Annotated in this window: 27 protein-coding genes and 2 tRNA genes; 15 read left to right on the forward strand and 14 right to left on the reverse strand. The window is 60.9% G+C overall.

Going from position 1 to position 25,735, the window contains the following annotated elements:
• Positions 1-37: 37 nt before the first annotated feature.
• Together rimI and tsaB are read right to left on the reverse strand one after the other, a co-directional pair.
• Positions 38-517, reverse strand: coding sequence for a ribosomal protein S18-alanine N-acetyltransferase (gene rimI, locus DevBK_RS14065; protein ID WP_062630494.1), 480 nt, complete (start codon positions 515-517; stop codon positions 38-40).
• Between the two features lie 3 nt (positions 518-520).
• Positions 521-1,123: a tRNA (adenosine(37)-N6)-threonylcarbamoyltransferase complex dimerization subunit type 1 TsaB gene (tsaB, locus tag DevBK_RS14070; RefSeq protein ID WP_062630493.1), complete on the reverse strand. Its 603-nt coding sequence runs from the start codon at positions 1,121-1,123 to the stop codon at positions 521-523.
• Between the two features lie 305 nt (positions 1,124-1,428).
• On the opposite strand from tsaB, the gene lnt reads away from it, so the two are divergent.
• Positions 1,429-3,060, forward strand: coding sequence for an apolipoprotein N-acyltransferase (gene lnt / locus DevBK_RS14075; RefSeq protein ID WP_317185902.1), 1,632 nt, complete (start codon positions 1,429-1,431; stop codon positions 3,058-3,060).
• Positions 3,061-3,108: 48 nt separating this feature from the next.
• Here lnt and DevBK_RS14080 read toward each other — a convergent pair whose 3' ends face one another.
• Complete coding sequence (locus DevBK_RS14080) at positions 3,109-3,315, reverse strand: CsbD family protein (protein WP_061908562.1); 207 nt, start codon at positions 3,313-3,315, stop codon at positions 3,109-3,111.
• Positions 3,316-3,546: 231 nt separating this feature from the next.
• On the reverse strand, positions 3,547-3,732 hold the full coding sequence (locus DevBK_RS14085) for a hypothetical protein (protein ID WP_317185903.1): 186 nt from the start codon (positions 3,730-3,732) through the stop codon (positions 3,547-3,549).
• A gap of 165 nt (positions 3,733-3,897) precedes the next feature.
• Here DevBK_RS14085 and DevBK_RS14090 point away from each other — a divergent pair, with 165 nt between their 5' ends.
• A complete protein-coding gene (locus tag DevBK_RS14090; RefSeq protein WP_317185904.1) occupies positions 3,898-4,701 on the forward strand; it encodes a phosphotransferase in 804 nt (267 codons plus the stop codon).
• A gap of 280 nt (positions 4,702-4,981) precedes the next feature.
• On the opposite strand, the gene DevBK_RS14095 is transcribed toward DevBK_RS14090, so the two are convergent.
• Positions 4,982-5,066, reverse strand: a tRNA-Leu gene (locus tag DevBK_RS14095).
• Positions 5,067-5,122: 56 nt separating this feature from the next.
• Positions 5,123-5,485 carry a GFA family protein gene (locus DevBK_RS14100; RefSeq protein WP_061908565.1) on the reverse strand — a complete coding sequence of 121 codons (363 nt, stop codon included), beginning with the start codon at positions 5,483-5,485 and terminating at the stop codon, positions 5,123-5,125.
• A 149-nt stretch (positions 5,486-5,634) separates the two neighbouring features.
• Between DevBK_RS14100 and DevBK_RS14105 the strand changes: the two genes are divergently transcribed.
• The 3 genes from DevBK_RS14105 to DevBK_RS14115 all read left to right on the forward strand — a co-directional run bounded on the left by DevBK_RS14105 (position 5,635) and on the right by DevBK_RS14115 (position 8,467).
• Positions 5,635-6,630 (forward strand): complex I NDUFA9 subunit family protein, encoded by a 996-nt coding sequence (locus tag DevBK_RS14105; protein ID WP_317185905.1) that lies wholly within the window; start codon positions 5,635-5,637, stop codon positions 6,628-6,630.
• 41 nt (positions 6,631-6,671) lie between these two features.
• Complete coding sequence (locus DevBK_RS14110; RefSeq protein WP_061908567.1) at positions 6,672-7,871, forward strand: class I SAM-dependent RNA methyltransferase; 1,200 nt, start codon at positions 6,672-6,674, stop codon at positions 7,869-7,871.
• Positions 7,872-8,077: 206 nt separating this feature from the next.
• Positions 8,078-8,467, forward strand: coding sequence for a hypothetical protein (locus tag DevBK_RS14115; protein WP_061908568.1), 390 nt, complete (start codon positions 8,078-8,080; stop codon positions 8,465-8,467).
• 54 nt (positions 8,468-8,521) lie between these two features.
• Here DevBK_RS14115 and DevBK_RS14120 read toward each other — a convergent pair whose 3' ends face one another.
• The 3 genes from DevBK_RS14120 to DevBK_RS14130 all read right to left on the reverse strand — a co-directional run bounded on the left by DevBK_RS14120 (position 8,522) and on the right by DevBK_RS14130 (position 11,828).
• Positions 8,522-9,346, reverse strand: a complete 825-nt coding sequence (locus DevBK_RS14120; protein ID WP_317185906.1) for a sugar phosphate isomerase/epimerase family protein — start codon at positions 9,344-9,346, stop codon at positions 8,522-8,524.
• Entirely contained in the window at positions 9,343-10,512 is a 1,170-nt protein-coding gene (locus DevBK_RS14125; protein WP_317185907.1) for a dihydrodipicolinate synthase family protein, read from the reverse strand. The genes DevBK_RS14120 and DevBK_RS14125 overlap by 4 nt, the downstream gene beginning before the upstream one ends.
• Positions 10,513-10,676: 164 nt before the next feature.
• Positions 10,677-11,828 carry a Gfo/Idh/MocA family oxidoreductase gene (locus tag DevBK_RS14130; protein WP_317185908.1) on the reverse strand — a complete coding sequence of 384 codons (1,152 nt, stop codon included), beginning with the start codon at positions 11,826-11,828 and terminating at the stop codon, positions 10,677-10,679.
• A gap of 280 nt (positions 11,829-12,108) precedes the next feature.
• On the opposite strand from DevBK_RS14130, the gene DevBK_RS14135 reads away from it, so the two are divergent.
• Positions 12,109-12,789, forward strand: a complete 681-nt coding sequence (locus DevBK_RS14135; protein ID WP_317185909.1) for a TetR/AcrR family transcriptional regulator — start codon at positions 12,109-12,111, stop codon at positions 12,787-12,789.
• A 21-nt stretch (positions 12,790-12,810) separates the two neighbouring features.
• Here DevBK_RS14135 and DevBK_RS14140 read toward each other — a convergent pair whose 3' ends face one another.
• From DevBK_RS14140 to DevBK_RS14160, 5 genes are all read right to left on the reverse strand, one after another.
• The gene (locus tag DevBK_RS14140) at positions 12,811-13,902 is read right to left on the reverse strand and encodes a winged helix-turn-helix domain-containing protein (RefSeq protein WP_317186115.1); all 1,092 of its coding nucleotides are present in this window, start codon (positions 13,900-13,902) and stop codon (positions 12,811-12,813) included.
• Positions 13,903-14,101: 199 nt separating this feature from the next.
• The gene (locus DevBK_RS14145) at positions 14,102-14,689 is read right to left on the reverse strand and encodes a nitroreductase family protein (protein WP_317185910.1); all 588 of its coding nucleotides are present in this window, start codon (positions 14,687-14,689) and stop codon (positions 14,102-14,104) included.
• A gap of 610 nt (positions 14,690-15,299) precedes the next feature.
• The gene (locus DevBK_RS14150; protein WP_317185911.1) at positions 15,300-17,066 is read right to left on the reverse strand and encodes an alpha/beta hydrolase; all 1,767 of its coding nucleotides are present in this window, start codon (positions 17,064-17,066) and stop codon (positions 15,300-15,302) included.
• Between the two features lie 138 nt (positions 17,067-17,204).
• Positions 17,205-17,280, reverse strand: a tRNA-Ala gene (locus tag DevBK_RS14155).
• A 140-nt stretch (positions 17,281-17,420) separates the two neighbouring features.
• A complete protein-coding gene (locus DevBK_RS14160; protein ID WP_061908576.1) occupies positions 17,421-17,822 on the reverse strand; it encodes a TIGR02300 family protein in 402 nt (133 codons plus the stop codon).
• Positions 17,823-18,011: 189 nt separating this feature from the next.
• Here DevBK_RS14160 and DevBK_RS14165 point away from each other — a divergent pair, with 189 nt between their 5' ends.
• The 9 genes from DevBK_RS14165 to trpA all read left to right on the forward strand — a co-directional run bounded on the left by DevBK_RS14165 (position 18,012) and on the right by trpA (position 25,681).
• Entirely contained in the window at positions 18,012-18,665 is a 654-nt protein-coding gene (locus DevBK_RS14165) for a (d)CMP kinase (RefSeq protein WP_317185912.1), read from the forward strand.
• 143 nt (positions 18,666-18,808) lie between these two features.
• Positions 18,809-20,563, forward strand: a complete 1,755-nt coding sequence (gene rpsA / locus DevBK_RS14170) for a 30S ribosomal protein S1 (protein WP_317186116.1) — start codon at positions 18,809-18,811, stop codon at positions 20,561-20,563.
• Positions 20,564-20,636: 73 nt separating this feature from the next.
• Entirely contained in the window at positions 20,637-21,140 is a 504-nt protein-coding gene (locus DevBK_RS14175; RefSeq protein WP_317185913.1) for a GNAT family N-acetyltransferase, read from the forward strand.
• Positions 21,141-21,221: 81 nt separating this feature from the next.
• Positions 21,222-22,169, forward strand: a complete 948-nt coding sequence (gene sppA, locus DevBK_RS14180) for a signal peptide peptidase SppA (protein WP_317185914.1) — start codon at positions 21,222-21,224, stop codon at positions 22,167-22,169.
• A gap of 35 nt (positions 22,170-22,204) precedes the next feature.
• On the forward strand, positions 22,205-22,486 hold the full coding sequence (locus DevBK_RS14185) for an integration host factor subunit beta (RefSeq protein ID WP_061908580.1): 282 nt from the start codon (positions 22,205-22,207) through the stop codon (positions 22,484-22,486).
• A gap of 42 nt (positions 22,487-22,528) precedes the next feature.
• Positions 22,529-22,891 carry a lipopolysaccharide assembly protein LapA domain-containing protein gene (locus tag DevBK_RS14190; RefSeq protein WP_317185915.1) on the forward strand — a complete coding sequence of 121 codons (363 nt, stop codon included), beginning with the start codon at positions 22,529-22,531 and terminating at the stop codon, positions 22,889-22,891.
• A gap of 59 nt (positions 22,892-22,950) precedes the next feature.
• Positions 22,951-23,598, forward strand: coding sequence for a phosphoribosylanthranilate isomerase (locus DevBK_RS14195; protein WP_317185916.1), 648 nt, complete (start codon positions 22,951-22,953; stop codon positions 23,596-23,598).
• Positions 23,599-23,642: 44 nt separating this feature from the next.
• Entirely contained in the window at positions 23,643-24,857 is a 1,215-nt protein-coding gene (gene trpB, locus DevBK_RS14200) for a tryptophan synthase subunit beta (RefSeq protein ID WP_317185917.1), read from the forward strand.
• On the forward strand, positions 24,857-25,681 hold the full coding sequence (gene trpA, locus DevBK_RS14205) for a tryptophan synthase subunit alpha (RefSeq protein WP_317185918.1): 825 nt from the start codon (positions 24,857-24,859) through the stop codon (positions 25,679-25,681). The genes trpB and trpA overlap by 1 nt, the downstream gene beginning before the upstream one ends.
• The last annotated feature ends 54 nt before the right edge of the window (positions 25,682-25,735 follow it).

The raw sequence follows: 25,735 nt of genomic DNA on the forward strand, positions 1-25,735 counted from the left end.
GCCATGCCCTTTCGCCTAGCGTTCTAAAGAAATCCCGTTACCCAAGATCGCGCGACATGACAAGCGCGGTGGCGGCGCTGCCATCAGGGCGCGGATAATAGCCTTTTCGCGACGAGATGGTGGCAAAGCCCAGGCGCTCATAGAGCTTCACCGCCGAGAGGTTTTCCGCATCGACTTCGAGGAACATCTTTCGCGCCGGAGAGAGCATGAGGTCCGCGAAAACTGCCTTGAGCAGCGCGCGGCCGATTCCCTTGTTGCGCCACTTGGGATCGACGGCAATCGTCAACAGTTCGCTTTCGTCGGCCACAAGGCGGATGAGCGCAAAGCCGGCAATGCGGCGCTTTGCATCGCAAGCTATGTAAGCCGGCGTCTGCCGATCAGCGATGAAGGCCGTGAAGTCCGCGACCGGCCAGCCTCGAAAAAAGCCCTGTTCGTGCAGCTTTGCGAGGCGCTGCGCATCACCCGTTTCGGCCGGTTCGATATGGAGCCCGTGCGGGGCCATCCAGAGTTTTTCCATCGTCTAAACCCGCCTCGGAATGCGCGCGGCATTTTGCGGCTTGGCGTCGGCGTCGCGAATATAGGCGGCGTGCGGCGGATAGTTTGCGGGGTCGGCAGCGGCCGCAAAGCGGATCATGGCAGCAAGATCGACGAAGGGGGATTCGATGAGATTAGCCCCCGGCGCGACGCGGGCGCGTGCCTCCTCGATCGGCAAAAGCATGGGCTCGGTTTCGGCCATGCCGGGCGCCGAAAAAGCCTGAAAATAGGCTTCGCCGCGCCGCGCATCGAGGAGCACGGTGACGGGCCCCGAAATGACGCCAAGGGAAAGAGCCAAGAGGCTTGGAATGCCAAGAACCGGCAGTTTCCGCGCAAGGCCAAGCCCGCGCGCCGCCGAAAGGCCGATCCGAAGGCCGGTGAAGGAGCCCGGGCCCGTGGTGACGGCAATTCGGGCGATGTCGGCATGGGTGAGGGTGTTGCGCTCGAGCAATGCGGCAAGGCGATCAAAGAGGATTTCGGCGTGGCCCGTCGCGATTTCGTCGACGCTCACATCCACTTGCCCGTCAGCGCGCATCACCGCCAGTTGCAGACGCGGCGCGGCGGTGTCGATGGCGAGGGTGACAGGCATTGGCAATTTTTCACCTTCTCGTGAAAGTCACGGTGTCGATTAGCCCGGCAGGGTCCGAGAGCCCTGCCCGCTGAGCCTAAAGCATCGGCCCAATCGCACCAAGCTGCCCCACGCTCCGTCGGCACGTCCGCTTAGATGCGAGGCTGGGACGAAGTGACGAGCTAGCCCATAACCCCAAAAACCATTAGCGGCGACGCTCTTTTCGCACTCCTAGCCCCGGGGCCCTGCCGAGTCCACCGCCTTGACGCTCTACCCCGCGAGGGCGACGTTGCGGCCATGTGTGGTGATTCGTTCGTGACCCTGAAATGATCCAGCCCGTAACCTGGTTGGCCGAGACCACCATGCTCAGCCATGGCTGGCGGCGCTTTTGCCTGCTGGTGGCGGCGGGTGCCGTGGCGGGGCTCTCCGTGCCGCCCTTTTTCGTCCTCCCCGCGCTCTTCGTCGCCATGCCGATCTGGGTCTGGGCGCTCGATGGGGCGGAACGCCTCCGCCCCTTCTGGCGGCGCATCTTCGGGCCCGCCTTCACCATCGGCTTTGCCTTTGGCTGGGGCTATTTTCTCGTCGCCTTCCATTGGCTGGGCGCCGCATTCTTCGTCGATGGCGGCGTCATGCTGGTGCTCATGCCCTTCGCGATTGCCGCCCTCGCCGCGCTCATTGCCTTTTTCTGGGGCATTGCGAGCGCTTTGGCGCATCTCTTCTGGACCCATGGCGCGGCCCGGATCGTCACCCTCTCGTCCTTCCTCGCGCTGGCCGAATTCGCGCGCGGCCATGTGCTCACCGGTTTCCCCTTCGATCTCCTCGGCTATTCCCTCACCGGCACGGATGAGATGATGCAGCTCGCCTCGGTCATCGGGGTCTATGGGCTGACCTTCCTAGCGCCGCTCCTTGCCATGACCCCGGCCCTGATCTGGCCGGCTGACGATCGGCCTATGAGCCGTCGCCTTGCACCGTTCTTCCTGGCGCTCCTGGTCATCACCGGACAGCTTGCCTATGGCTGGAACCGGTTGTCCGAAACCGTTTCAACCGAGCGGCAGGATGTTGCCTTCCGCCTTGTCCAGCCCATGGTCTATGAGCACGCCGATTTCGGCCGCGTCGATCCGGTTGCCCTAATCGACAAGTTGCTGATGCTTTCGGATATGCGGATGGACCCGACGGATCAGGGCCTTGCCGATATCACCCATCTCGTCTGGCCCGAATCCTCCGTGCCATTTTTCCTCGATACCTATCCCGATGCCCTGGCGCGTATTGCCCGCATGCTGCCCGACAGCACGACGCTGCTGGCGGGCGTGCCGCGGCAGATCTTCGGGATCGATGGCGAGCTCCCGCAAGGCCCGCCCTATAATTCCATGGTCGCGATCAATTCCGATGGCGAGATCATCGCCAGCTATGACAAATCGCACCTCGTGCCCTTCGGCGAATATCTGCCGTTCCAGGACTTCTTCTCGCGCTTCGGCATCAAGCAATTCGTCCCCGGCGCCGATGGCTGGTCGCATGGCGATGTCCGGCGTCGCCTGATGGAACTGCCCGGCGCGCCGGCCATGCTGGCCGTGATCTGCTACGAAGTGCTGTTTTCAGGCGACCTCGGCGATGTCGAGAAGGCGCAATATATCCTCAACATCACCAACGACGCCTGGTTCGACGGCTCGATTGGCCCCGCCCAGCATGCCCATCACGCCCGGTTGCGCGCGGTGGAAGAAGGCATGAGCCTCATGCGCGCCGCCAATACCGGCCTCACCTTCGCCACCGACCCGCTCGGGCGGATCACCGCGCAATTGGCGCCGGGCCAGATGGCGGCCCTCGATGTCCGGCCGCATCAACGGCTGGCACCAACGATCTTTTCGCAGATCCGGCACTGGCCGTTCCTGATCGCGATCCTCGCGGGCACTTTGATCGGTGTCATCGCCTCGCGGCGCGGGCGGCGGCGTCTGCCGGAATGAAAAAAGCCCCGGCGCGATGCCGGGGCTTTTTTAGAGGGCTGCAGCGGATCAATCGAAACGCTGGCGGCCATACCAATCGTCGACGTCCTTCGTCGCTTCATCCTTGGCCTTGCCGTAATGCTCTTGGATCTTACCCTCGAGCTGTTCGCGCTTGCCATTGATCTGGGTCAGATCGTCGTCAGTGAGCTTGCCCCACTGTTCCTTGACCTTACCGGACATCTGCTTCCAGTTACCTTCAACGCGGTTCCAGTCCATTTTCGAACTCCTCGTTTGTGATGGTTGGAAAACTCATGGCAAGCCTTTGCGGTTCCTTCGCAATTTTTCCCGCGCGGTCTAAAATCGGCGAGCAACGCAGATTACCCGGCCCCCGCAGCGGGATGCATGGAACAAGAAAAATTCTTGCGGCGCTTAAAAAGAAAACCCCGAGCCGTGCCCGGGGTCTTAAAAACTCTTGCGAACCGTCAATGTATGCCCTTTTCGGTTTCCTCAGGCAGCGCGGCGAGTAGCCGCTTCGGCCAATACTTGCACGAGCGCCGGGCGCTGGGCCGGCTCGGCGGCCTGCACCATCACCGCTGCGATGCGGCGCAGTTCGGTAATGAGACGCTGAGTCTCCTTGTAGAAGTAAGATTCTTCGGAATAGCTGGTGTGGTTGTGATTGCAGTCGTCGCTCATTCTGAGCCCCCAAGTCTTGATAAGACGAGACTGCGCTCAGGGCGTTCCTTTACTGTGCGGGGCTTTGATAAAATTTGAAGCAAATGCGAGACAGTTCGGCGCTATGCCGCGGCGCGCGTGGGTTTGCGGTTGACCAAAGCCACTCCGGCGACAACTCTGCCAAATATGACAAAGACAAGTAAAACCGACGAAGAGATCGTATTGGCCGGCGGTGGCCGCTCCTTGGTAACCCGGCGCGGCGACGTGGTGTTCCGCCAGGGCGCCCCATGGTCCAAGACAGTGCTAGCCCTGCTGCGACATCTTGAAGAGTGTGGGTTTGCCGAGGCCCCGCGCGTCATCGGCACGGGCTTTGATGCCGCTGGCCGGGAAATGCTGAGTTTTATCCAGGGCGCCTCGATCCACCCCGGACCATGGGACGACGCAGCGCTGCCGGTCATCGGCGACACATTGCGACGTCTGCACGACGCGGCAGCCTCGTTCTCCGCTCCAGAAGACGCCGTCTGGCGTCCCTGGTTCGGCCGGAACATCGGCCAGCCAAGCGTCATCGGACACTGCGATACCGGCGCCTGGAACATCATGGCAGAGGATCGGCGGCCCGTCGGCCTGATCGATTGGGAAGTTGCAGGCCCGGTCGATCCCCTCGTCGAGCTCGCCCAAGCCGCCTGGCTCAATGCGCTGCTGTTCGACGACGACATCGCCGAACGCCAAGGCCTCGGATCGCCTGAGGCGCGGGCCCGCCAGGTTTCAATGCTGCTCGATGGCTATGAGCTCGCAAATGCCCAAAGGCAGGGCTTTGTCGGGATGATGATCGATTTCGTCGTGCTCAACGCCGCCAATGAGGCGATCGAATGCGCCGTATCCCCTGACATGCCTGCCGCCGATGCCATCGCGGCAATCACCTGGCGCACACGCAGCGCCGGTTGGCTGGTGCGACACAGGGCGGCGTTGGAGCAGGTGATCGAGCGTTAGGGTGCCCCTTGGGGCGAGCCCAAGCTCAAAGCCTATTCTGGTTCCGAACCCAGATGGCGCATCCTTTTCACCGCGTCATTCCCGCGAAAGCGGGAATCTCCCTTTTGGTGACCAGGGATTCCCGCTTTCGCGGGAATGACGCCGGAATGGTAGGAGCCGAGGCAGCCCAAAACCATCACCACTGCTAGCTAGGGCAAGTCATAAATTAAGTTGGAAAAACCAAAACCCCAGAAACACGAAAGCCCCGGACCGAAGTCACGGGGCTTTTCGCATCGAGGAATGGTGCCCAGAAAAGGACTCGAACCTTCACGCCTTGCGGCACACGGACCTGAACCGTGCGCGTCTACCAATTCCGCCATCTGGGCGACGGGCGTGTAACTAGGGCCCAGCCCTGTTAAAGTCAACGGGCTTATGACGGATTTTAGAAGTTTGCCCCATCCCAGTGCTTGATGGCGCTGCGATCGACCTTGGGCGGGTTATCGAGACAATTGACGTTGATCATATACATGATGTTGCCTTTGCCGTCGCTGCCACGCGCAAAGCTCTCGATGCCGCAGGTCTTGCAAAAGAGGTGGTCGATCATTTCGGTATTAAAATGATAGGTGGTGAGCTGATCTTCCCCGGCAATCAGCTTGAAATCGCTTTCAGGGACCGATTGCATCACCCAACCGAGCCGGCGGCAGCGAGAGCAGTTGCAATCGCCCATGCCCGCGAAATCGGTGCTGGCGGTGTAGCGCACCGCGCCGCAATGGCATTGGCCCTGATAGTCGTGCTTTTCAGCCATGATGGTTCTCCTTTAGGAACGAAAGAAGAACAAACGCGTGAAAGAGTCAAGCGTCTAGCGCATCACGATATGCTCGACACGGGCGGCGCTGCTGCGTTAGAAGCAGTCTAAAGTTTTATCGCCCCAAGCCTCGTCGGAGTTCCTCGCAAATGGATCGCTTCTCTCCCAAGCTCGTCACTGTTTTCGGCGGTTCGGGATTTGTGGGCAAGCATCTGGTGCAGGCCCTTGCCCGCGAAGGCTATCGTGTCCGCGTTGCCGTGCGCCGGCCTGATCTTGCTGGGGAAACCCGCATGTTCGGTAGTGTCGGTCAGATCCTGCCGGTTCAGGCGAATCTGCGCAACGAAGCCTCGGTGCAGCGGGCTGTTCAGGGCGCCGATATCGTCATCAACCTCGTTGGCCTCGGCTATGAAGCGGGCGCGCAGAGCTTTGCCAGCGTCAATGCCGAAGGCGCGGCCTTTGTCGCGCGCGCGGCCAAAACGGCAGGCGCCAAGGCACTCGTCCATGTTTCGGCCATTGGCGTCGAAGCCGCTGCCGAAGTCAGCGATTATGCGGCAACCAAGCTTGCCGGCGAAAAGGCCGTGTTCGAGGCCTTCCCGCAGGCGGTGATCCTCCGCCCGTCCCTGATGTTCGGCCATGGTGATGGCTTCTTCAACAAGATGGGTAATCTGGCGCGCATGCTGCCTTTCATGCCGCTGATCTCGCCCGATACGCGCTTCCAGCCCGTCCATGTCGGCGATGTCGTCGAGGCGATCGTCGCGGCCGCCGATGGCAAGGTCAAGACCGGCCGCGTCTATGAGCTCGGTGGTCCCGATATCGAAACCAACCGGGCGCTGATGACCCGCATTCTGCGCGAAGCCGGCCGCAAGCGTCCGCTGATCACGCTGCCCGCCGGCATCGCCAAGCTGATCGCCCTGCCCTTCAGCTTCTTGCCCATCCCGCCTGTCGTCACCGAAGATCAGGTCGAACTCTTGGGCGTCGACAATGTCGTGACCGACGAAGCGATCAAGGAAAAGCGGACCTTTGCCGCCTTCGGCATCGATCCGACGAGCATGGACGAAGTGCTGCCCGAATATATGTGGCGCTTCCGCAAGCACGGCCAGTTCGATCGCGACAATTCGGATGCGTCCGGCCCGCTCGCTGCTTGAACGAGCGTCGCATCGAGATCATGGCTTGAGGTTTTGCGGCCATGAGTGACACCGTCGACATCATCGGCCTTGGCCATAAAGGCGAAGGCATCTTTCTGCGCGATGGCCAAAAGGTCTTCGTGCCCTTTGCCTTGCCCGGCGAAAAAGTGCTGGTGGACCAGGACAAGGAGCGTGGCACGCTCCTTTCCGTTCTTGAGCCATCGCCCGATCGCATAGCGCCGTTCTGTCCCCATTTCGGCACTTGTGGCGGCTGCCAGCTTCAGCATATGGGCCCCGCGGCCTATCGCGCCTTCAAGATCGGTCTTGTCGAAACCCCGCTGCGCCAGGCAGGAATCGAAACCTCGGTTGAAGCCTTTGTCGACGCCGCGGGCGCCGGGCGCCGCCGGGCCACGCTCCATGCGCGCAAAGATGCGGCAGGCTATATGCGGCTCCGCAGCCATGATTTGCTCGATCTCGACCATTGCCCGATCCTCGTGCCCGCCCTGGCGCCAGCCCCCGATATCGCGCGCGCCATCGGCGCTCTGATCGGCCCCTGCGATGTCAGCTTTGCCGCAACCGATACCGGGCTCGATGTTTCCGTGCGCTCCGAGGTCAAGGGGCTTAAGGGCGATCGATTGATTGGGCTCGGCAATCGGTTCCGGCTCGCGCGCCTCGCCTTCAATCGCGAAATGCTGTTTCTCTCGCAAATGCCGCGCGTCACCATGGGCAAGGCCAGCGTCGAATTGCCCATCGGCAGCTTTTTGCAAGCGACCGCCGCGGCCGAAGACGCAATTGCCAGTTACGTCGTCGAGGCCGTCGGTAAGGCCAAGACGGTCGCCGATCTCTTTTGCGGTATTGGCCCCTTTGCGCTGCGGCTTGCGGAGAAGTCAGCCGTCTTTGCCAGCGATAGCGACAAGCCCGCCGTGATGGCGCTCGATAAAGGGTTTCGCCACGCCAAGGGGCTCAAGGCCATCACGGTCAAGTCCCGCGATCTGTTCCGCGATCCGCTGACGCGCTTCGAATTGGATTATGACGCCGTGGTGCTCGATCCGCCCCGCGCCGGTGCCGAGGCCCAGATCAAGGAAATAGCGGCCTCCAAACTGAGACATGTCGTCATGGTGGCCTGCGATCCCAAAAGCTTTGCGCGGGACGCCGCAACCTTGCTCAAATCGGGCTTTTCCATGTCTCGTTTGACCGCTTTCGATCAGTTTTCATGGTCGAGCCATATCGAGATCGCGGCGACGTTCATTCGGCAGCGTTAATTTTAAAACTGCAAAGCTGCGGATTTTTTTAAGTCATCACCGGCAATTAGCGCGCTCAGGCGCTTCAGCAAGCAAGTGCAAGCCGTTCACATTTATCGGGAAACTGCAACCCTCCCGATCCTCGCCACGTTTGAGGGGCATAAACCTTTCTATCAATTCACCGGGCATGGCGTTGCTATGCTTGTTATTTGCTGCGGAGAATAACCATGTTCAAGGCATTTGTAGCCACCTCTATTGCCCTCGCTGCTCTGGCCGCTCCGGCCTTCGCTCAAGACGCTGCTTCGCCAGATGGCGTCTGGAAGGACAAGTGGGGCACCACCTTCACCTTCTCGACCTGCGGCGATGCCGGCACCCAGCTGTGCGGCGTTCTGAACGACGTTCAGGGCAATTCGCGCACTGAAGAAAATCTCGCCTTCATCAACCAGCAGGTTGTTTCGGCTGATCAGACCGCCCCAGGCAAGTGGGAAGGCCAGATTGCCCTCAATGGCGGCAATGCCAAGGCTATCGTCGAAGTGAAGGACGCGAACACGCTGACCATCACCGGCTGCCAGGGCGGCATCCTCTGCCAGACCCTGACCTACAATAAGGTCTCGTAAGAGCCTTGCTGGTCTAACAAAAGAAAGCCCCGGGAGACCGGGGCTTTTTTTATTTCAGCAGACCGTCGCGACGCGGTCCTTAATGACCGCAAGCACCTCGTCGCCGGGACGCTTCCACCAGTTATCCTGGGAAAAGATCTCGACTTCCTGAGGCCCAAGAAATCCGGCGTCTTCGATCATTTTTCGGATCGCGGGCAGGTCGATCACCCCATCGCCCATCATGCCGCGATCAAGCAGCATGTCCTTGGTCGGCACCAGCCAGTCGCAGATGTGATGCGCAAAAATCCGCTTCATGCGGCCGGCGCGCGCAATAGCCTGCGCCAGGTTCGGGTCCCACCACACATGGTAGACGTCCACGGCGACACCAACCGTTTCACCGAGCATCTCGCAGATATCGAGCGCCTGATCGATCGTGTTCACGCAGGCCCGGTCGGCCGCATACATCGGATGCAGCGGCTCGATGGCAATCTTGACGCCCGACGCCTTGGCATGCGGCAGCATGGCCGCAATACCATCGCTCACCATCTGGCGCGCGCCGGGCAGGTCCTTCGATGACCCCGGCAGGCCGCCAACGACCAGCACCAGGCAATCTGCGTTGAGCGCCGCGGCTTCGTCGATCGCCCGGAGATTATCGTCGATCTGCCTTTGCCGCCCCTCGGCCGTTTCAGCCGGGAACATGCCGCCGCGGCAAACGCCCGTCACCTGCAGATTGTTGGACCTGACGATCCGTGCTGCCTCATCGAGCCCAATCGCTGCGATCTGATCGCGCCAGGGCGAGATCGCCGTGATACCAGCCTTCAAGCACCCATCGACCGCCTCGGCAAATCCCCATTGCTGGCGGGTCGTCGCGAGGTTGAGCGAGATCTTGCGTTCGGTCATGCCGGCACCCCATTCACCGCCAACACCGCCTTCATCCGGGCCGTTGCGAGGTCCCGATCGCCAAGCACACGCGCCTTGTCGGCAAGGCGGAACAATTCGGCCAGATGCTGCACCGACCGCGTCGATTGCTGCCCGCCGATCATCTGGAAATGGTCCTGCAGCCCATTGAGATAGGCGAGGAACACGACGCCCGTCTTATAAAACCGCGTCGGCGCCGCAAAGATATGGCGGCTGAGCGGCACGGTCGGCTCGAGAATATCGAAGAACTCTTGCGTGTTGCCCTTGCCGAGCGCCGCAAGCCCAGCCGAGGCGGCCGGCGCGATGGCATCAAAAATGCCCAGCAGCGCGTGTGAGTAGCCTTGGTCGTCGCCCGCAATCAGTTCGGCATAATTGAAATCGTCGCCGGTATACATTTTTACCGATGCCGGCAGGCGGCGGCGCATGGCGATTTCTTTTTCCGCCGAGAGCAGCGAAATCTTGATGCCGTCGACCTTATCGGCATTGGCGGCAATGACGTCGAGGCAAACATCCATCGCCTTGTCGTGGTCGATATCGCCCCAATAGCCCTGGAGCGCCGGATCGAACATTTCACCGAGCCAATGCATGATTACCGGCTGCTTCACCTGGCTCAGCACATGGCCATAGACCCGCGCATAATCGTCCGGCGACTTTGCCGCCGCCGCCAGCGCCCGGCTCGCCATCAGAATAACGCGCCCGCCCTCGCCTTCGACAAAGCCGACCTGCTCGTCATAAGCCCGCAAAATATCGTCAATCGTGACATCTGGGCCGGGCGCCAGATGATCGGTGCCAGCACCATAAGCAATGAGAGCATCATCCCGCGTCCGCGCTTCGGCCTGCGCCCGCCGGATCAGTTCCTTGGCTTCGGTCCAGGTCAGCCCCATGCCGCGCTGCGCCGTATCCATGGCTTCGGCGACGCCGAGGCCAAGATCCCACATGCGATGGCGGAATTTGAGCGTCGTGTCCCAATCGATCGCCGGCGTCAGCCAGGGATCGTTGACCGCGAGCGGATCAGCGACCACATGGGCCGCCGAATAGGCAATGCGCGAAAAATCCGTCGACTTGAATTTGACGAAGGGGATGGGATTGCCGGTCAGCGTATAGGGGCTGATCGAGCGGTCGGGATTGGGCAGGTTGATGGTCGGCATGGCGGGTGTTCCCCTCATCCGGCGCTACGCGCCACCTTCTCCCCGAGAGGGAGAAAAATGGGCCGGCGCCTGTTCAAATGCGGTGCCCCCTATTCCTCTCCCACTTGGGGAGAGGGTGGATCGGCCGAAGGCCGAGACGGGTGAGGGGGCTCTCTACTTGCGGCTCAAAATTCCAGCTTCGGCACATCGAGCCAGCGACGCTCAGCCCAGCTCTTCAATCCAAGCTCAGCCAGCTGCACGCCCTTGGCGCCAGCTTCGAGCCCATATTCCCAAGGCGCATCCTCAGCCACATGCCGCAGGAACATTTCCCACTGCACCTTAAAACCGTTATCGGCGGGCCAGTTGTCCGGCACTTCTTCCCAATCGTTGAAGAAGTTCATAGTCTGCGGCTGGTCGGGATTCCAGACCGGCTTCGGCGTATTGACGCGATGCTGGGTCCAGCACTTGTGTAGACCGGCAACCGCCGAACCCTTGGTGCCATCGACGTGGAAGGTCACGAGATCATCGCGACGGACACGCGTCGTCCAGCTCGAATTGATCTGCGCGACAACGCCGCCTTCGAGTTCGAATGTTGCGTAAGCCGCATCGTCCGTATCGGCCTTATAGCGCTTGCCGTTTTCGTCGACGCGCTCTGGGATATGCGTCGCGCCGAGGCACGAGACAGCCTTCACTTCGCCGAAGAGATTATCGAGCACATAGCGCCAATGGCAGAGCATATCGAGGATAATGCCGCCGCCATCGGCCTTCCGGTAATTCCACGATGGGCGCTGCGCCTTCTGCCAGTCGCCCTCGAACACCCAATAGCCGAACTCGCCACGCACCGACAAAATATCGCCGAAAAAGCCGGAATCCTTCAGCATCTTGATCTTCATCAGGCCCGGCAGGAACAGCTTGTCCTGGACCACGCCATGCTTCAGCCCCGAAGCGCGCGCGGTTTTGGCAAGGTTCACCGCGACGTCGAGATCGTCCGAAGTCGGCTTTTCGCAATAGACATGCTTGCCGGCCGCCAGCGCTTTTTCCAGCAGTCCGGCGCGCATCAGCGTCGTGCCGGCATCGAAGAAAATCGTGTCATCGGGATTGGCGAGCGCAGCGTCGAGATCGCTGCCCCAGCGCGCAATATTGTGCTTCTTGGCGAGGCGTTCGATCTTGTCGGCGTCGCGGCCGACGATGATCGGGTCGACAACGAGACGATCGCCATTGGAAAGCGCAATGCCGCCCTGATCCCGAATGGCGAGGATGGAGCGCACCAGATGCTGGTTATAGCCCATGCGCCCGGTGACGCCATGCATGATGATGCCGATGCGTTGTTCCGCCATTCCAATCCTCCCGACCCGCTTTGCGGTGTAACTGACTGGTTACTTAGATACAGAGGGTTTGGCCACTGCGTCAAGCGGGCATGTGCATGTCCCAGGTGAAACGAGCGGACCGGAAAGTTACTTAGGGTTGACAGCCTAGGCCCCACCAAGGACACTTCGCCCATGGTGCGAACTTGAGGAGGCGCGCACCGGCAGCATGCTCTGCGGCCGCTTTACCAAGGCGGGCGCGGCTGCTATCGGCCTGCCGATCCATCCTTCTCGGATGCAGTGGGGCAGACGCGTGTCAGAAACCAAAATAGCCGACCTCGACACGCCGCCCGAAGTTGCGCCCAAGCGCACGCGCAATTCGGCCAAGACCAAGGCATCGATCCTCGCCGCGGCACGCGTCGAATTCGCCGATCGCGGTTTCGAGGGCGCCCGCGTCGATGCCATTGCCGATCGGGCCAGCGCCAATAAGCGGCTGCTCTATCATTACTTCGGCAATAAGGAAGATCTCTATCGGGCCGTCCTCCTCGATGCCTATCAGGAGATCCGGCGGGGCGAACGGGCGCTCAGCCTTGATCAATATGACCCCATCCAGGCCATGGACCGGCTGGTGCGCTTCACCTTCCGGCATTTCCTCGCCAATCCCTGGTTTCCGCGGCTGCTCGGCACGGAAAACATCGAGAATGCGCGGTTCCTGAAAACCCTGCCCGATATCAAGGCGCTGCATTCCCCGCTGGTGGGGCAGATCGCCCAGATCATCGAGCGGGGCAATGAAGATGGTCTGTTTCGGCGTGATGTCGATCCGGTGCAGCTCTATATTTCCGTCGCCGCCCTGGGCTTTTTCTATGTGTCGAATACGGCGACGCTGTCGGTGATTTTCGAGCGGGACCTGTCGAGCGTCGCCATGGTGCAGGAGCGCGAGGCCCATGCCGTGCAAATGGTGCTCGATTATTTGCGCATGAAGGCCAATGCCTGATCGGCGGATTGCCCTAGAGCGTCAAACACCAAGCTGAAACCGCTCGAAGCGGCCGAGTTCCTCGTCGATCCGAACCTTCTCCTCGGCGCCGATCTCTTCGATCCAGTTCCACTTCTGCACCAGCAGTTTTCCCGCGGCCCGGTCGGTTTTGAGGTCCACGGCCGCCACCACCCGATCGCCCACCAGCACTGGCAGTGCAAAATAGCCATAGCGGCGTTTGGCTGCAGGCACATAGGCTTCGAAGAGGTGATCGTAGCCAAAGAACAGATTGAGCCGCTTGCGCTGGATGATCAGCGGATCGAAGGGCGAGAGGATATGGACGGTGTCGCTCGGCGCGATTTCCATGTCGAGTGCCGCTGGCTCCGCCCAATGCGGCACCTTTTCAGCGCCCTCTATGATGACGGGCACCAATTGCCGCCGCTTGACCCGCGCCTCAATCAGGTCGCGAATTGCCGGTTTGGCTTTGGCGTTGAGGTGGCAGATGGAATCGAGGCTGACGATCCCCTGGCTTCGCAGCGCCCGATCCAAAAGGTAGGCGGTTACCTGCTTTTCCGTTGCCGGTTTCGGCGCGCGCTCCCAGCCAAAGTGCCGCTCCATCAGGTCATAGGTCTTGAGCATGCCGCTGCGAGCCGAGATCGCCACATGGCCCTGATAGAACATCAATTGCAGCACGCGCTTCGATGGTTTGCGGCTGGCCCAGAGATGGGTCTTTTCGACGAGCTCGTCATCGTCGATATCGCGGATCGAGAGCGGCCCCTCGTCCCGCAGGCGCCGCTTCATGGCGCTGATTTCCTTGGCGGTAACCGAACCGAACCAGGCGCTGGGATTGTCCCGATAAGTCCGCATGGCGGGCAGGAAAAAGCGCAAGTCACCCGCCGGCACATAGCTCAGCGCATGCGTCCAATATTCGATCACGCTCTTATCGCCGCTTTGCACCTGCGCCAGGTCGCTGCGGCGATAATCGGGAATGCGCGAAAAAAGGATATGATGGTGACAGCGCTCGATCACATTGATCGTGTCGATCTGCACATAACCCAGATGCCCGATCGCGGCCTGAACCGCCTCTGGCCCCGATCCAAACGGCGCCGAGGCATCGAGCCTTTGCGCTTTCATCCAGATCGCGCGCGCTTGCGCCGAAGAGATGGTGTTTACGCGCTTTGCCACAAGCTGATTCCCTCATCCACTTGAGGGAACAATAGTGGAACAAAACTGCGGAGCAAACCCGGTTCTGACGGATTTGCCGAAACCCAGCGAGGTCAGAAGGACGACGGGCCTATCCCAGAACATCGCGATAGGCCCCAACACCAGAAGCCTAAAAACGGCCTTCGCTGATGATTTCGGTGAGCGGCTTGCGCTGGCTCGGCACTTCGCGGACCCGCAGCGTTTCATTGAGGCTCGAGCCATCGCCCTGCCGTCCAATGGCAATCGCTACTTCAATCCGCCAACCCTCCGGCACGCCGAGTTCGGCAATGGCGCGGTCATGGTCGAACCCACCCATGGCATGGGCGTGCCAGCCAAGCTTGATGGCCTGCAGCGCCAACATCGACCAGGATGCGCCCGCGTCGAAAGCGTGGGAGCGTGTGGTGGTCACTTCGCCATTGGCATTGGTGTGGCTTACGCGCGAGGCGACGAACACCAGCGCGGCCGCATGCTGGGCCCATTCCTGGTTGAACGGCAGCAGCAGGTCGACAAACTTCTGCCAGTCGGCACTGCCACGGCGCACATAAACGAATTTCCATGGCTGGCCATTAAAGGCCGACGGCGCCCAGCGCGCGGCCTCGAACAGGGTCATCAGTTCGACGTCGCCGATCGCTTCATCGGTAAAGCTGCGCGGCGACCAGCGCGCCAGCATATCGGGGTCGATCAGGTGGTCGGTGCTGCGGGGCATGATGGCGTTCATTTCGGATCGCTCCAATTCGTCTGTTGCCCCTAAAATGGACCCAAGCGAAAAGCGCTACAACCGGACGAATGCGATTTCAGTGTTCATTAAAACAGAACAAATGGCAAATTTTTGCTTGTCCGCACCCACTGGTTGTCATCCCCGCGAAAGCGGGGACCCATCTTGGGATTTCGCCGCTCAGTCCATCTCTTCTCAATGAAGCAACTGGATTCTCCAACCCCTCCCCAACCACCGCCTTCCCTCGGGCTCGACTCGAGGGCCAATGCGGGAGCCACCGCCTTTGTGCGTGCGACAAGCGACCCTCGGGTCAAGCCCGAGGGAAGAAAAGAAGGGAGGATAACCGGGAGTGCGTCCCTCCCCAAAACCCACTGCATGTCATCCCCGCGAAAGCGGGGACCCATCCCGGGATTTCGGCGCTCAGTCCATCTCTTCTCACTGAAGCAATTGGATTCCCCAACCCCTCCACACCCACCGCCTTCCCTCGGGCTTGACCCGAGGGCCACTGCGGGAGCTACAGATTTTGTGCATGAACAACTGACCCCGGGGGTCAAGCCCGAGGGAAAAACGGTGGGTGAGGGGCCCGCAATGACCCCTCGGGCACCACGCCCAATCAAGCTCCCGCCTTGAACCACCCGCCCCCAAGCAGTTCCCGCCCGCCATGCCGGCTAAGTTTCTCCCGTAAAACCTTGAGGTCCGACGGGCTCAAATCCCCTGCTCCGGTCACCGCCACCCAGCCCTCAAAATAGTCCTGCGGCGCATAAACATGCCCAAAACCAATGGAGGCCGTCTGCGCCAGCGCCATGTCGAGCGCCAATTGCAGGAAGGTGACGACCGGATACCAGTTGAGCAGCGGCGAAACCGATGGCGCCCGTTCCCCGCTCAGCCATAGCGGCTCGCGATAGGGCAGGGACCAATCGAAGAACACGATCGGGTCAGAAGGATATTGCAGATAGACAATGCGGATCGGCCCCCAGGACGCAGTACCCTCAAGATCGATCGCGCTATTGGCAAAGCGTACCGTCGTGCCCTGTCCAATCCGCGGCAACCAGATGGGCGAGCCGGGATCACGATTGGCCACCGTGCTGCGCCAGGTCGCGCTCGCAAAGGGAGGACCCACCCAGAGCGCGCCATCGAATGGGTCTGCCAAGACATCGTAAATCGAGGTCGACGCGGCAGAACTATAGGCGCCTAAGCTAAGGCCATGGAGATAAAGGCTGGGCCGATTATCCCTCGGCATCGCCGTCCAGCGCGCATAAACCGCGTTGAACAGCGCTCGCGCCGTTTCGACCCCCACATCGGGCTCCGACACCAGCGACAGCCAGCTCGTCAGATACGAATATTGCACCGCAACGCTCGCCACATCGCCGCCATGCAAAATTTCGAGCGTGTCGATCGCCGCCGGCTCCACCCAGCCCGTCCCGACCGGCATGATCAGCACCAGCACCTTGCGGTCGAACGCCCCGACCCGGTCCATTTCCCGCACAGCCAGAGCTGCCCGGTCTTCCGGCGTTTCGGCCGAGCGCAGCCCGACATAGACACGGAGCGGCGTTTCAGCGGCCTTGCCCGTCAGCGCGGCAATCTCTTCGGGCGTCGGTCCCGTTTCGACATAGACCCGCGCATCGATCCCGATCGTGTCCCAAGGCACCAGCGATTGCGCACTCCCTGATTTGAGAGTGTCCGTAGGCGCCGGTTCGGTGATCCCCACCAACCGGTCGAAATTGCCATAGAAGCGGTCAGCCGAATAAAGCAGCCCACGCGCCACGACGCCATCGCCGATCATTGCAGTGAGAAGACCCACCAGCGCCATGGCACCAACCAACGCCACCCGCCGTGGGATCAGCCGCCCCATCCAGCGCGCCAGCACCCGCACCCCGGCAACGATCAGCGTGCCGAACCCGACGAGCAGCGCCGCCGGCAGCACAGCCACCAGCGCCACGAGCAGCGGTTGGGTCGCCTCGATCGGTGCTTCGCCCATCCCCGATCGGATCGAATTCTGCCAGCCGGTCCAGAACCAGAGAAAGCTGATGGTAAGGACAAGACAGAGGATCGCGCAGGCCCGCCCCACCCAGCGCGCCACGCGCCGGTTCGGCCAGCGCAGCTCCAGAAAATTCCACAGCCATTCGAGAAAGACCCCGATGCCATAGCCGGCGGCAAAGGCACAACCGGAGAGGATTCCCTGCACCAGCACATTGCGCGGAATAAGCGATGGGGTCAGCGAGAGCGCTGCAAACAACAGGCCAAAAAGCCAGCCACCGGCGGAAAGCGCATCGAGCCGGCGATAAACGAATCGCCGGACGCGTCGCCCGGCATCGCCCCTCGACGCTGGCTGCGACGGGTTCGTTTCGCTCGAGAGATCTAAGTCGGATCGGATCGGCAAGAAGGCATGCCTAAAGTGAATTCGCGCCCACTATAGGGGAGCGACCAGCCATGACAACCGCCGAACACCCAAAGCATAACGCGAAACGGCCTGAGAGCGTCTCGATGCTAACGGAATGCTACCGATTCAAGGGGGAATTGGTGGAGCCTAGCGGGATCGAACCGCTGACCTCTTGCATGCCATGCAAGCGCTCTCCCAGCTGAGCTAAGGCCCCATTCAATGGGTGCTTCAGGGGCAGTGCCCGGTTGAAGCGAGGCGGAACCTAGAGGATGATTCCGAGAGAAGCAAGTGCCTAAATGACACTTTTTTCATCCGCCGGGGAAAACCTCCCCCAGCGGAAAAACATGAATGAAATCAGCGGTCTTCGTCGTCGCCGACTTCAAAACCCAGGCCGTCGTCGGCGTCGTCGTCTTCCTCTTCGAGGAACACGTCTTCTTCGTCGTCGCCCAGCTCTTCGTCGACCTCGACGTCGTCGACATCTGGAATTTCTTCCTCGCCACTCTCTTCGGCGTCAGCATCTTCGAGGCTGACGATTTCGGGGGCGTTGGTATCTTCGACTTCTTCTTCTTCCTCGGCCTCATCTTCGTCGTCTATCTTGCGCGAAGCCGTAGCTTTTCCGGTCGCAAGGGTGTCGAAGTAGGAGCGGGGATAAGACTTGCCGGAATAGGGCGAGACGATCGGATCCATGTTGAGATCGTAGAACTTCTTGCCGGTATCAGGGTCGGTACGCTTTGTACCGCGTTCGGAGTTGGCCATTCACATGCCTCACACGAAGGGAAATTGCTTTCGGTCGGCCGCCGCGGCCCAACCAGATATTCGGCCAGTGCGGTAAGGCGCAATGGCGGTCTCTGTCAAATCGAAAATGCGCGTGCGCCCAAGGCTGGCCCCGCCCGCCGCCGCCGTGTTAAGCCCGTTTCGGAATTCTAGCGTGGCGGGGTTGCGGCAATGATCATAGCGGTGGATGGCCCAGCGGCATCGGGCAAGGGGACTTTGGCTCTAGGTCTCGCCCGCCACTACGGGCTCCTCCATCTCGATACCGGGCTTCTCTACCGCGCCGTCGGCGTGGCGTCCCAAGCTTATGAGAACACTGATCAATTCGATTCCGAAGCCATAGCCGCCGCCCGCGCTCTCGATGCTACCCAACTCACCGATATCGAGACCCTGACGAGTAGCGAGGCCGGTAGTCTTGCGTCTAAAGTCGCCGTCATCGCCGAGGTCCGCCGCGCCCTTTTCGACTTCCAGCGCTCCTTTGCGCTGCAAGCTGGCGGCGCCGTTCTCGATGGTCGCGATATCGGCACGAAAATCTGCCCGGACGCTGATGTAAAGCTCTTCATCCAGGCCGACAGCAAGGCGCGGATGGAGCGCCGGGCGCGCCAGTTCGAATCCCGCGGTCAGACAGTTGATCGCTATGCGCTCTTTCACCAGATCGAAGAACGCGACGCGCGCGACATGCTCAATCCCAATGGTGGTTTCTATAAAGCTGATGACGCGCACTTGCTAGATACGACGCAACTGAGTATAGAGGCCGCACTCCGCGCTGCCATCGCGATTGTCGACAAGTCCATGGCGCTCAAGGCAGGGGAACATTCGTTCTCCTAATTTCCTCCTTGGGTCTTCTGGCTAAGACAATCAACTCAACCGCTGGCCCGGATCCCGACTAAAAGATCATCCTGTTTTCCAGAAGCGGTGCTCCGTGCGCCGGCTTTGGCATTTTCGCTGAAGCGGACCCGTTTCGAAACAGGATCAGCAACCCTCAACGACCGGCGCAACGGAGAAAAAGTTTGGCACAGCAAACTGTGACTAAAGACGATTTTGAATCGATGCTGCTCGACTCCTTTGTCGACAACGACGCCGCTGAAGGCACCGTTGTTCGTGGCAAAGTCGTCGCCATCGAAAAAGACCTGGCGATTATCGACGTCGGTCTGAAGACTGAAGGCCGCGTTCCGCTCAAGGAATTCGGTCAGGCGTTCCGTGACGGCCAGATCGTCATCGGCTCGGAAGTCGAGGTCTATGTCGACCGCGTCGAAAACGCCATGGGCGAAGCCGTTCTCTCGCGCGAAAAAGCGCGCCGCGAAGAGAGCTGGGTCAAGCTCGAAGAAAAGTACAACGCCAATGAGCGCGTTGAAGGCACGATCTTCAATCAGGTCAAGGGTGGTTTCACCGTCGACCTCGAAGGTGCCGTGGCCTTCCTGCCGCGTTCGCAGGTCGACATCCGTCCGATCCGCGATATCGCTCCGCTCATGAACGTGCCGCAGCCGTTCCAGATCCTCAAGATGGACAAGCGTCGCGGCAATATCGTCGTTTCGCGTCGTGCCATTCTCGAAGAATCGCGCGCCGAACAGCGTTCGGAAATCGTCCAGCAGCTCGAAGAGGGCCAGGTTGTCGACGGCGTGGTCAAGAACATCACCGATTACGGTGCGTTCGTTGATCTCGGCGGCATCGACGGCCTGTTGCACGTCACCGATATCGCATGGCGTCGCGTCAACCACCCGTCCGAAGTGCTCACGATCGGCGAGACCATCAAGGTCCAGATCGTTCGCATCAACCACGAGAGCCACCGTATCTCGCTGGGCATGAAGCAGCTCCAGGCTGATCCATGGGAAGGCATCGAAGCCAAGTACCCAATCGGCGCGAAGTTCTCTGGCCGCGTGACCAACATCACCGACTACGGCGCATTCGTCGAACTGGAACCGGGCATCGAAGGCCTGATCCACGTTTCGGAAATGAGCTGGACCAAGAAGAACGTCCACCCCGGCAAGATCGTCTCGACCAGCCAGGAAGTCGACGTGGTCGTGCTCGAAGTCGATCCCGACAAGCGTCGTATCTCCCTCGGTCTCAAGCAGACCCTGCAGAACCCGTGGGAAGCTTTCGCCGAGAAGAACCCAATCGGCTCCACCATCGAAGGCGAAGTCAAGAACAAGACCGAATTCGGCCTGTTCATTGGCCTCGAAGGCGATGTGGACGGCATGGTTCACCTCTCCGATCTCGACTGGCAGAAGTCCGGTGAAGTCGCTCTTGACGACTACAACCGTGGCGACATGGTTTCGGCCAAGGTTCTCGACGTCGATGTCGAAAAGGAACGTATCTCGCTCGGTATCAAGCAGCTCGCTGCTGACGACCTTGCAGACAACACCTCAAGCGCCAGCGGCGAACAGGGTGGCCTTCGCAAGAACGCCGTCGTGACGACCGAAGTCATCGAAGTCAACGAGGGCGGGATTGAAGTCCGCATCGCCGACAGCGAAGTCACGGCCTTCATCCGCCGCGCCGACCTCAGCCGCGATCGCAACGACCAGCGTCCGGAACGTTTCTCCAAGGGCGAAAAGGTCGACGCACGCGTCACCCAGTACGACCGTAAGACCGGCCGCATCCAGCTCTCGATCAAGGCGCTCGAAATCGCCGAAGAACGTGAAGCCGTTGCAAACTTCGGTTCCTCGGATTCGGGTGCTTCGCTCGGCGACATCCTTGGCGCTGCTCTCAAGGGCCGTGACGACAAGTAAGCCTTGGGCTTATTGACCACTCCTTCGGCCCGCGCTTTTTAGCGCGGGCCGTTTTGTTGAAGGGACCAAAACCATGCGATTTCGCGACGTCGCCTGGCGCGCCATGAGCGGCTATGATCTCGAGGCGGTCTTTGCCATCGCTAACAAGGTTCATCCCGGCTTCTTCGAGGCCGAAGAGGTTTTGACCGAAAAGCACACCCTCTATCGCCACGGCTGCTATATTCTCGAGGTCGCCGAAAAACCGGCGGGCTATGTTCTCAGTCATCCCTATCGTCGCGGCGAACTGCCTGCGCTCAACACGCTTCTGGGCAGCTTGCCCGAAGAGGCCGATAGTTTTTACATCCACGACCTCGCGCTGCTGCCCCTTTCGCGCGGCATTGGCGCAGCCGGGCAGATCGTAGCTGCTCTGACCAAGCATGCCGAGGCCATGGGCTTTGCCAGCATTGGCCTCGTTGCGGTCAATGGCTCCGTCCCCTTCTGGGAAAAACAGGGTTTCGTCACCGAAGACCGTCCGGAACTGGCCAAGAAACTTGGCGCCTATGAGGATGCGGCGCGGTACATGACCAAGACGCTTTAAGCGGCATCAAAAATCAGCCGTTTCTCTGGCTGTTTCGTCCAAGCCGTGTATGGTCACGCAGAATTCGCTTGGGACAATGCCGTGACCGATCTTCCTCCTTCCAGCGCCCATGAAGCGCTCGCCGCCGATACCTATCGCCGGTCGCGCGGGCTTTGGCGCGTTTTGGCGCTGGTGGCAGCCGTTATCGCAGTGCTCGCCATGACGGCACGTTTCGCCATGCCGGGGCAGGGGGCTGGGGATGTCATCGCTCGCGTCACCATCGATGGTCTCATCACCACCAATGCCGAGCGTCAGGCGCTCTTCGAGCACTTGATCGAGGACGACACCGTAAAAGCCGTCGTCGTCGCGATCAATTCGACCGGCGGCACTACGGCCGGTGGTGAAGAACTCTATGAGGCGCTTCGTCGCCTAAGCGCGAAAAAGCCGACCGTCTCGGCCATCAACGAATTCGGCGCCTCTGCGGCCTACATGACTGCCATAGGTACCGACAGGATTTTTGCGCGGCGCCTATCCATCGTCGGCTCGATCGGCGTCCTCTATCAGCATGTCAATGCCGGCAAGCTTCTCGATACCATTGGCATCGACCTCGATAAGGTGGCATCAGGCCCCCTCAAGGCCGAACCCGACAATGACGAGCCGCTGGAAGGCGCGGCCCGTGTCTCGCTCAACGAACTGGTGCAGGACAGCTTTGCCTGGTTTGTCGATATCGTTGCCGAGCGACGCGATATGCCGCGTCCGGCGGCCCTTGCGCTGGCCGATGGCCGCATTGTCACCGGCCGCGTCGCCCTTGACGCAGGTTTGATCGATGCGATCGGTGGCGAACTGGAAGCCATTGATTGGCTCGTCAAGGAGCGCGAAGTCCCCGAAAAGCTTGCCGTGGTCGATGTCTGGCCGCAGCCCGAGGACGGATTTGGCTGGGCCGGGCGTCTTTTGGGCGGTTCGGCACGTGCGGCACTCGGTCTTTCGCCTGATGGTCCTGTCGTGCTTGACGGTTTGGTCTCGCTTTGGCAGTTTGGGCCAAAGCCCTGAGCCGTGGGCATTCGCATTGGAGACCGGAGCCTTCCATGATCAAGTCTGAACTTGTCGAGAAGCTCGCTGCAGAAAATCCTCATCTGTTCCAGCGCGATATCGAAAATATCGTCAATGCCATCCTGGATCAGGTCGGCGACGCCATGGCGCGCGGCGACCGGGTAGAGCTCCGCGGCTTTGGCGCCTTTTCGGTAAAAAACCGTCCCGCGCGCGTCGGACGCAACCCGCGCACGGGTGAACAGGTTGAAGTCGAAGAAAAGTATGTGCCGCAATTCAAGGCCGGCAAGGAAATCCGCGAGCGGCTCAATCGCGAATAGTCGCGCGGCCGTTGCGGACGAAAAGGTAGTTCGGATTACTGCATGATCAGCAAGATTGTCGGTTGGCTGGTTTTGGTGCCGCTCTGCCTTGTACTGGTGGCCTTTGCGCTTGCCAATCGCCAGCTCGTCGCGATCAATCTCAATCCGTTCGGTGCGCCGGCTGATGCCAGTGCGGCTGGCTACGGCATTCCGCTCTTTGTGATTCTCTACATCGTGCTGCTGGTCGGCGTGCTGCTTGGTGGCACCGCGGCCTGGTTTGCTCAAGGCGAGCACCGCAAGCGCGAGCGCCAGTGGCGCCGCGAAGCGCAGGCACTCAATCAGGAACTGGAAAACCAGCGGCGCCGCCAAGCCCAGGCGACCCCAGCAGCGCTTTCCGAAGTGGATGAAATCCTGGATCTGCGGTGACCGGTCGGCGCTGCTCGTCCATTTAAAAACTTCCGACCCCCTAGAGTTTCGCCCACACGATGGCCGACCCCCTGATCGTCAAAATCTGCGGCATTAAAACGCTCGATATGCTGGATGTGGCCATTGCCGCAGGCGCCGACATGATCGGCTTCATGCATTTTGCCCGCTCTCCGCGCCATGTCGGCATCGAGCAATTGGGCGAACTGATTTCCGCCTCGCGCGGCCGCGTCGAAAGCTGTGTCGTCTTAGTCAATCCGGACAATAGCTGTGTCGCCGAAGTTGCGGCGCTCGGCCCCGACTGGATCCAACTCCATGGGCCGGAAACACCGCATCGCGTCGAGGCCATTCGGGCCGAAGCCGGCGTCGAGATCATGAAAGCCCTGCCCATCGGCACTGCCGATGATGTGGCTCAGGTCGCCGCTTTTGCCGAGGTCGCGGATCGCATCTTGCTCGATGCCAAGCCGCCCAAGGGCGCCGATCGCCCGGGCGGTTTGGGCGAAAGCTTCGATTGGTCGCTGCTCAAGGCGCTTGACCCGTCCATCCCCTTCATGCTTTCCGGTGGCCTGAAGCCAGACAACGTCGCCGAGGCCATCAGGAACGTCGCGCCCTTTGGGGTCGATGTGTCTTCCGGGGTCGAGCGGGCACCTGGCGAAAAAGACAAAAGGCTGGTCGAAGCGTTCATCCGCAACGCACGGTCAGCCAGTTAGAAGTCGTCGGCCGGGTTACGCTCGGCGGCGCCGAGAGGATCCAAATGGACGGCATCAATTCCCTGCGCAACGGCCCGGATGAGCATGGCCGCTTCGGTCTTTATGGCGGGCGTTTCGTTGCTGAAACGCTCATGCCGCTCATTCTCGACCTCGAAAAGGAATACCGGGCCGCCAAGGTCGATCCGGCCTATCTCGCCGAACTCAAGAACCTTGCGACCCACTATACCGGCCGCCCTAGCCCGCTTTATTTTGCAGAACGGCTCACCGAGCATCTGGGCGGGGCCAAGGTCTGGTTCAAGCGCGAAGAGCTCAACCACACCGGCTCGCACAAGATCAACAATTGCCTTGGGCAGATCCTGCTTGCCAAGCGCATGGGCAAGACCCGCATCATCGCCGAGACGGGCGCCGGCCAGCATGGCGTGGCGACAGCGACAGTTTGCGCCAAATTCGATCTGCCCTGCACCATCTTCATGGGCGCAACCGACGTCGAGCGGCAAATGCCCAACGTCTTGCGCATGAAAATGCTGGGCGCCGAAGTCCGCCCGGTGACGGCGGGGGCAGGGACCCTCAAGGACGCGATGAACGAAGCGCTCCGCGACTGGGTCACCAATGTCGATTCGACCTATTACCTGATCGGCACCGCTGCTGGCCCGCATCCCTATCCGGAAATGGTCCGAGACTTCCAATCGGTTATCGGCACCGAATTGAAAGAGCAGTTCCGCGAACGCGAAGGCAAATTGCCCGATGCCGTTGTCGCCTGCGTCGGCGGCGGCTCTAACGCCATCGGCACTTTCCACGCTTTCCTCGATGATCCTGAGGTGGCTATCTATGGCGCAGAAGCCGGCGGCCATGGCATCGACATCGAAAACGGCCATGCCGCTTCGATGACCGGCGGCCGCCCCGGCGTCCTCCACGGCAACCGCACCTATCTGCTGCAGGACAATGACGGCCAGATCCTTGAAGGCCACTCCATCTCGGCCGGTCTCGATTATCCCGGTGTCGGTCCGGAGCATTCCTATCTCCACGACACCAAGCGCGTCACGTATGCGCCGATCACGGATACCGAAGCGCTCGAAGCTTTCCAGCTCTGCACGAAGATGGAAGGGATCATTCCGGCACTCGAGAGCGCCCATGGCCTGGCTCAGGTCATGAAACTCGCGCCCACGATGGCGAAAGACCAATCCGTCGTCCTCTGCCTTTCAGGCCGCGGCGACAAGGACGTCGAAAGCGTCGGCAAATATCTGGGACTGCTGAAATAATGACGACCCGCATCGACCGCGTTTTCGCTTCTGCCAGAGCAGCCAATCGTCCCGTGCTCGCAGCCTATGTCATGGGTGGCGATCCTGACCTGGCGACCGGCCAGGCCATCATGAACGCCCTGCCGCCGGCGGGCGCCGACATCATCGAGCTGGGCCTGCCCTTTTCCGATCCCATGGCCGATGGCGTCGCCATCCAGATGGGCGGCCAACGTGCCCTCGCCGCGGGCCAGACGCTGCGTGGCGTGCTTGGCATGGTTGAGGAATTCCGCCGCAAGGATGAGACAACCCCGATCGTGCTGATGGGTTACTACAACCCCATCTATGTCTTCGGCGTCGAGAAATTCCTCGCGACCGCCAAGGAGGCCGGCGTCGATGGTCTGATCATCGTGGATTTGCCAGCCGAAGAAGATGCCGAACTCTGCATTCCCGCGCTTAAGGCCGGCATCAATTTCATCCGCCTGACCACGCCCACAACCGACGATGCACGCCTGCCCGTCGTGCTCGAAAACACTTCGGGCTTTGTCTACTACGTCTCGATGAACGGCACGACCGGCGCGGTCATCAAGTCGCGCGCCGCTGTCGGTGAATCGGTCCAGCGCATCAAGGCGCATACTGAGCTTCCCGTCATCGTTGGCTTCGGTATCAAGACCGCCGAAGATGCCGCCGAAATGGGCCGGCATGCCGATGGCATTGCGGTTGGCACCGTCATCGTCGATGCGGTGGCCAAGTCGCTCGTTGATGGCAAGGCCACTGACAGGACCGTCGGCGCCGTTCGCGACCTCGTCGCCGACCTTGCCGCCGGGCTCAAGCGGGCGCGGGTGTAAGGCGCGGAGCCGCTGTGCATAGCGCGGCTCTTGCCTTTGCCGTACCCCACCTCA

The sequence above is a fragment of the Devosia sp. BK genome (assembly GCF_032907385.1).
Taxonomy (GTDB): domain Bacteria; phylum Pseudomonadota; class Alphaproteobacteria; order Rhizobiales; family Devosiaceae; genus Devosia.

Coding starts and splice junctions, on each gene's coding strand:
- rimI (WP_062630494.1), bottom strand. CDS start 517: ATGGAAAAACTCTGGATGGCCCCGCACGGGCTCCATATCGAACCGGCC.
- tsaB (WP_062630493.1), bottom strand. CDS start 1,123: ATGCCTGTCACCCTCGCCATCGACACCGCCGCGCCGCGTCTGCAACTG.
- lnt (WP_317185902.1), top strand. CDS start 1,429: ATGATCCAGCCCGTAACCTGGTTGGCCGAGACCACCATGCTCAGCCAT.
- DevBK_RS14080 (WP_061908562.1), bottom strand. CDS start 3,315: ATGGACTGGAACCGCGTTGAAGGTAACTGGAAGCAGATGTCCGGTAAG.
- DevBK_RS14085 (WP_317185903.1), bottom strand. CDS start 3,732: ATGAGCGACGACTGCAATCACAACCACACCAGCTATTCCGAAGAATCT.
- DevBK_RS14090 (WP_317185904.1), top strand. CDS start 3,898: ATGACAAAGACAAGTAAAACCGACGAAGAGATCGTATTGGCCGGCGGT.
- DevBK_RS14100 (WP_061908565.1), bottom strand. CDS start 5,485: ATGGCTGAAAAGCACGACTATCAGGGCCAATGCCATTGCGGCGCGGTG.
- DevBK_RS14105 (WP_317185905.1), top strand. CDS start 5,635: ATGGATCGCTTCTCTCCCAAGCTCGTCACTGTTTTCGGCGGTTCGGGA.
- DevBK_RS14110 (WP_061908567.1), top strand. CDS start 6,672: ATGAGTGACACCGTCGACATCATCGGCCTTGGCCATAAAGGCGAAGGC.
- DevBK_RS14115 (WP_061908568.1), top strand. CDS start 8,078: ATGTTCAAGGCATTTGTAGCCACCTCTATTGCCCTCGCTGCTCTGGCC.
- DevBK_RS14120 (WP_317185906.1), bottom strand. CDS start 9,346: ATGACCGAACGCAAGATCTCGCTCAACCTCGCGACGACCCGCCAGCAA.
- DevBK_RS14125 (WP_317185907.1), bottom strand. CDS start 10,512: ATGCCGACCATCAACCTGCCCAATCCCGACCGCTCGATCAGCCCCTAT.
- DevBK_RS14130 (WP_317185908.1), bottom strand. CDS start 11,828: ATGGCGGAACAACGCATCGGCATCATCATGCATGGCGTCACCGGGCGC.
- DevBK_RS14140 (WP_317186115.1), bottom strand. CDS start 13,902: ATGAAAGCGCAAAGGCTCGATGCCTCGGCGCCGTTTGGATCGGGGCCA.
- DevBK_RS14145 (WP_317185910.1), bottom strand. CDS start 14,689: ATGAACGCCATCATGCCCCGCAGCACCGACCACCTGATCGACCCCGAT.
- DevBK_RS14160 (WP_061908576.1), bottom strand. CDS start 17,822: ATGGCCAACTCCGAACGCGGTACAAAGCGTACCGACCCTGATACCGGC.
- DevBK_RS14165 (WP_317185912.1), top strand. CDS start 18,012: ATGATCATAGCGGTGGATGGCCCAGCGGCATCGGGCAAGGGGACTTTG.
- DevBK_RS14175 (WP_317185913.1), top strand. CDS start 20,637: ATGCGATTTCGCGACGTCGCCTGGCGCGCCATGAGCGGCTATGATCTC.
- DevBK_RS14185 (WP_061908580.1), top strand. CDS start 22,205: ATGATCAAGTCTGAACTTGTCGAGAAGCTCGCTGCAGAAAATCCTCAT.
- DevBK_RS14190 (WP_317185915.1), top strand. CDS start 22,529: ATGATCAGCAAGATTGTCGGTTGGCTGGTTTTGGTGCCGCTCTGCCTT.
- DevBK_RS14195 (WP_317185916.1), top strand. CDS start 22,951: ATGGCCGACCCCCTGATCGTCAAAATCTGCGGCATTAAAACGCTCGAT.
- trpB (WP_317185917.1), top strand. CDS start 23,643: ATGGACGGCATCAATTCCCTGCGCAACGGCCCGGATGAGCATGGCCGC.
- trpA (WP_317185918.1), top strand. CDS start 24,857: ATGACGACCCGCATCGACCGCGTTTTCGCTTCTGCCAGAGCAGCCAAT.